Origin of the sequence: Bathymodiolus azoricus thioautotrophic gill symbiont (assembly GCF_001298715.1) — a bacterium.
Lineage (GTDB): Bacteria > Pseudomonadota > Gammaproteobacteria > PS1 > Pseudothioglobaceae > Thiodubiliella.
On the sequence record NZ_CDSC02000176.1, the window covers coordinates 1 to 3,942 of the forward strand.

Annotated in this window: 6 protein-coding genes and 1 pseudogene; 6 read left to right on the forward strand and 1 reads right to left on the reverse strand. The window is 39.5% G+C overall.

Annotated elements, in window-relative coordinates; all coding sequences use genetic code 11:
• Nucleotides 1-111: 111 nt before the first annotated feature.
• The 3 genes and pseudogenes from BAZSYMA_RS10325 to BAZSYMA_RS03455 form a co-directional block, all read left to right on the forward strand.
• Nucleotides 112-216: pseudogene (locus BAZSYMA_RS10325) on the forward strand (hypothetical protein); the annotation flags it as partial.
• Between the two features lie 51 nt (nt 217-267).
• Nucleotides 268-624 carry a diacylglycerol kinase gene (locus BAZSYMA_RS03450; protein WP_090715663.1) on the forward strand — a complete coding sequence of 119 codons (357 nt, stop codon included), beginning with the start codon at nt 268-270 and terminating at the stop codon, nt 622-624.
• Nucleotides 603-1,352, forward strand: a complete 750-nt coding sequence (locus BAZSYMA_RS03455) for a biotin--[acetyl-CoA-carboxylase] ligase (protein WP_090715665.1) — start codon at nt 603-605, stop codon at nt 1,350-1,352. The genes BAZSYMA_RS03450 and BAZSYMA_RS03455 overlap by 22 nt, the downstream gene beginning before the upstream one ends.
• Here the strand turns inward: BAZSYMA_RS03455 and BAZSYMA_RS03460 are convergent.
• Entirely contained in the window at nt 1,312-1,809 is a 498-nt protein-coding gene (locus BAZSYMA_RS03460) for a bactofilin family protein (RefSeq protein WP_090715667.1), read from the reverse strand. The two genes, BAZSYMA_RS03455 and BAZSYMA_RS03460, sit on opposite strands and share 41 nt — an antisense overlap.
• A 51-nt stretch (nt 1,810-1,860) precedes the next feature.
• Between BAZSYMA_RS03460 and lptB the strand changes: the two genes are divergently transcribed.
• From lptB to BAZSYMA_RS03475, 3 genes are all read left to right on the forward strand, one after another.
• Nucleotides 1,861-2,589 carry an LPS export ABC transporter ATP-binding protein gene (gene lptB, locus BAZSYMA_RS03465; RefSeq protein WP_090715669.1) on the forward strand — a complete coding sequence of 243 codons (729 nt, stop codon included), beginning with the start codon at nt 1,861-1,863 and terminating at the stop codon, nt 2,587-2,589.
• On the forward strand, nt 2,582-3,598 hold the full coding sequence (tsaD, locus tag BAZSYMA_RS03470) for a tRNA (adenosine(37)-N6)-threonylcarbamoyltransferase complex transferase subunit TsaD (protein WP_090715672.1): 1,017 nt from the start codon (nt 2,582-2,584) through the stop codon (nt 3,596-3,598). Before lptB ends, tsaD begins: the two co-directional genes overlap by 8 nt.
• Nucleotides 3,595-3,942: magnesium chelatase domain-containing protein (locus BAZSYMA_RS03475; protein WP_277621612.1), on the forward strand; the 348-nt coding region annotated here is incomplete at its 3' end. The genes tsaD and BAZSYMA_RS03475, both read left to right, overlap by 4 nt.

Below are 3,942 nucleotides of genomic sequence, written 5' to 3' on the forward strand. Positions count from 1 at the left end.
CTTTTGTGTTTTCACCCAATGGGTGAAGCGGTTTTTTGGTTGAAACCATTATACTAGTTGGGGTTTGTGTGTTTTTTTGATTTCTATTTTTGGATTAGGGCTGTGAATAAATTGAATTCTAGACCAAGAAAATGTTTAGGATTTAAAACACCTTATCAGGTGTTTTTTGAAAGGACGGGTATTGATGCTCGTCAATTGGGAGTGGTGCGTTTATGAGTCGAATTCACCTTATATAAAGGTTTCACTATGATGTAAAATAAAATTACTATGAAAAACGAAGCCACAGGATTAAAACGAATTAGTAACGCTTTCGGATTTTCAATGCAAGGATTAAAAATTTGCTATCAATCAGAAGTCGCCTTTAGGCAAGAGTTGTGGTTTGGTGTTGTGTTAATATCACTCGCATTTTGGCTGAAAGAATCAGCCATTGAACGCGTACTACTGATTGCACCAGTATTCTTGGTGCTGATTGTTGAAGTGTTAAATTCGGCCATTGAGTCAGTGGTTGACAGGATTGGTGATGAGTATCACGCACTATCTGGTGCGGCAAAAGATATGGGCTCAGCGGCAGTATGGCTTTCTTTGGTTTTGGTGCTTATAACATGGATAATTATTCTAATATAAGCGCTCACTTAAATGGCGATATTGATTGCCATATTTTTGACTCAATACCAAGTACCAATGATTATCTTTCATCGTTGGAATTCTCACCAAGAACACAGGTGTGTATCGCTAGCGAACAAACGCAGGGCAAAGGGCAATACAATCGAACATGGTTAAGCAATAAAGACAATAGTGTTTTACTGTCTATTCGTTGCGTGTTTTCAACTAAGGTTAATTTAAGTGGTTTGAGTTTGGTGGTGGGTTTGGCGCTACTTGAAGTGTTGAGAGGTTACGGTGCTATTGGTTTAGAGCTTAAATGGCCCAATGATATTTATTATCAAGATAAGAAACTGGCTGGAATTTTGATTAAGAATACCACTCGAAACCAAACTCAATCTGTCGTGATAGGTATTGGTGTGAATATTGGTGTGGATATAGATTGTCAAACACTGTGGACTGATTTACATTCAATCAGCACACAAAAATCCATTAATCAGTTTGATTTAACTAAAGATTTAATCAATAAGATTTTAGAGTTCTGCCAAGTTTTTGAAGCGAATGGTTTTACAACTTTTTCCAAGCAGTGGGCAAGTGTAGACTACCTTCAAGGTAAGCGGGTGCGCTATGACGATAAAAAACAAACTTTTTTAGGTGTGTGCTGTGGTGTGAATGACGAAGGTGTATTGTTGGTTGAAACTAAGGCGTCAACTAAACAAGTTTATTCGTCTGAGTTTTTGACTCTTCTTTAGTTGTTGTTGGCTCTATTTTCTTATTCTCGGTCATTGAAACACTGCCTTTAAAGTAAGAGCCATCTTTAAGGATGACTTTTGGAGCATCCATATCACCAGTAACAGAACCTCCCTCATGGATGATGATTTTTTCATTTGCGTTAATATTGCCAACGACACGGCCAATGATATTAACGACCTTAGCCTCAATACTGGCTTTAACATCACTCAGTTTTTCAATGGTAAGGATGTTCTCTTTGAGTAATATAGTGCCATCAACTTTGCCAAAAACACTGATATCATCAGTGCCTGATATCTCCCCTTTAATAAAATAACCTTGAGAAATGGTGGTTTTTTCTTGACTACTAGTAGCACTAAGGCGCTGAGTATTATTTGTCGTCACCCTAGGTTTGGGTCTGGGGGATGTAATAGATGCCTCAGGCAGAGTTGCAGTTTTGGGATTTTTAGTGTTAAACATAAGACTATATATTAATGATAAAATTAAACATTATAAATAATTTTACACTTTATGTCCACACAGCATTCACTTGAGGTTACCAATATTAGTAAATCCTATTCAGGTAGAAATGTGGTTTCAGGTGTTTCATTTTTTGTGCAAAGTGGTGAAATAGTCGGTTTATTAGGGCCAAATGGTGCAGGAAAAACCACTTGTTTTTATATTGCTTGTGGGTTGGTTAAGACAGATTCTGGGCAAGTTATTTTAAATAACCATAAAATTGACCATTTACCAATGCATAAACGCGCCAAATTAGGGCTGGGTTATTTGCCTCAAGAGCCATCTGTTTTTAGGAAATTATCTGTTGAAGATAATATTACGGCAGTTTTAGAGCTTAATAAAGCCTTAGACAAAGACACCCAAAAGAATCGTTTAGAAGAATTATTAGAAGAATTTAATATCAGACATATTCGCGCCCTTAATGGATTAAGCTTGTCTGGTGGTGAAAGACGACGCGTGGAAATCGCCAGAGCAGTGGCAATGGAGCCAAAATTTATCTTATTAGATGAGCCATTTGCAGGTGTTGACCCAATTTCTGTGGGTGATATACAACAAATTATTTTCCATCTAAAAAATAAAGGTATTGGTGTATTGATTACCGACCATAATTACCGTGAAGTGCTAGATACTTGTGATCATTCTTATGTATTACATGATGGCGTGATTATTACCGAGGGCGATAAGGAGCAAATCCTAAATAACACTAAAGTGCGCGAAGTTTATTTAGGTCAGCGTGACTAACTTCATCACATTAGGCATAGAAAGCTCATGCGATGAAACGGGTATTGGGCTGTATTCACAGCAAGATGGACTGATTGCACACCAATTATTTTCCCAAGTTGAGATTCATCAAGAATACGGCGGTGTTGTGCCAGAATTAGCATCCCGTGACCATATACAGCGTGTCTTGCCACTTATTAAAGCTGTGCTTGAAGACGCTAAAATAAAACTCACCGATATCAGTGCTGTTGCCTATACGGCTGGACCGGGTTTGGCAGGGGCATTGTTAGTGGGTAGCGCTGTGGCAAAATCTTTGGCTTGGAGTTTGAAAATCCCCGCATTAGGTGTGCACCATATGGAAGGACATTTGCTCGCAGTACTCTTAGAAGACAAGCAACCTGAATTCCCCTTTGTGGCGTTACTAGTCTCTGGTGGGCATACAATGCTAGTTGATGTTGAAGCGATAGGGCAATACAAAATTTTGGGTGAATCTTTAGATGATGCAGTGGGCGAAGCCTTTGACAAAACGGCTAAGATTCTAGGTTTGGGTTATCCGGGCGGACCAGCACTTGCTGCACTTGCTGAACAAGGCAAAGAGGGTGTTTTTAAATTCCCAAGACCTATGATAGACAGACCAGGACTGGATTTTAGTTTTAGCGGTCTCAAGACTTTTGCACGCAATACCTTTGCTAAACACCCAGAGCAAAAAGCTGATATTGCCAAAGCCTTTGAAGTGGCCGCAACGCAAACATTGATGATTAAATGCCGTCGAGCCTTAGAGCAAACAGGGCGTAAAACTTTGGTTGTGGCAGGCGGTGTTAGCGCAAATAAAGCACTCAGAGATGAATTAGATACAATGGGTAAAAAAGTAGATGCACAAGTATTTTACCCACGTCAGGATTTTTGTACTGATAACGGTGCAATGATTGCCCTTGCTGGGCATCTAAGACTTATTAAAGGACAAGTATCAAAAGGCAATGAAATTGTCGTTAAACCTCGGTGGAGTTTGGAGGAATTGCAAGCAGTATGAGTCAATTAAGCCAAGTATTTACGCGCGCATCAACAGGATTAGATGCACCATTAGTCACCATTGAAGTGCATATTTCGAGTGGCTTACCAGGGTTTTCTATCGTCGGATTGCCTGAAGGTGCCGTGCGTGAGAGTAAAGAGCGTGTGCGTAGCGCCCTAATAAACTCACAATTTAAATTTCCCAAAGGGCGTATTACCGTCAGCCTAGCGCCAGCTAATCTACCTAAAAGTGGCGGTAGATATGACCTGCCAATTGCGATTGGCTTGTTGTTAGCAAGTGGACAAATTAAAGAAAAAATAAATTTAGATGGTTTTGAATTGTATGGTGAGCTAGGATTAAATGGC